Origin of the sequence: Endozoicomonas sp. OPT23, assembly GCF_009653635.1 — a bacterium.
GTDB lineage: Bacteria > Pseudomonadota > Gammaproteobacteria > Pseudomonadales > Endozoicomonadaceae > Endozoicomonas_A.
Map to the genome: position 1 here is coordinate 1 of NZ_PPFD01000016.1, position 499 is coordinate 499.

General features: G+C 43.5%; 2 tRNA genes and 1 rRNA gene. All 3 read left to right on the forward strand.

The annotated features are described in order from the left end of the window. Positions 1-55: ribosomal RNA gene (locus EOPP23_RS21230) — 16S ribosomal RNA — on the forward strand; the annotation flags it as partial. Positions 56-192: 137 nt separating this feature from the next. Next, positions 193-269, forward strand: a tRNA-Ile gene (locus EOPP23_RS21235). Positions 270-288: 19 nt separating this feature from the next. Beyond that, a tRNA-Ala gene (locus EOPP23_RS21240) sits at positions 289-364 on the forward strand. The last annotated feature ends 135 nt before the right edge of the window (positions 365-499 follow it).

Genomic DNA, 499 nt, shown 5'->3' on the forward strand with positions numbered 1-499 from the left:
GGTGAAGTCGTAACAAGGTAGCCCTAGGGGAACCTGGGGCTGGATCACCTCCTTAAACGAAAACCGACGTCCATAAGCGTTCACACGAATTGTTTGATTGTTTTTAAGAAACTCTTCTTTCTGAAGAGTTGTTCTTTAAAAAGTGTGTTTAATGAATCGGTTGGTTTAGCTGGACAGCTGAACTGCATGATTGGGTCTGTAGCTCAGTTGGTTAGAGCGCACCCCTGATAAGGGTGAGGTCGGCAGTTCGAATCTGCCCAGACCCACCAATCATTGATTCAGAATATTGGGGCTATAGCTCAGCTGGGAGAGCGCCTGCTTTGCACGCAGGAGGTCTGCGGTTCGATCCCGCATAGCTCCACCAATTTCTGACTCTTCTGATAAAGAGTAAAACGACCAATTCATTAAGCGTATTTGCTTTCTTTCTTATCTTAGAAAGACGTTCTTTAAAAATGTGGAATCCAAAATTAAATAAGCTGAGTTTATTTAAGCGGATAAT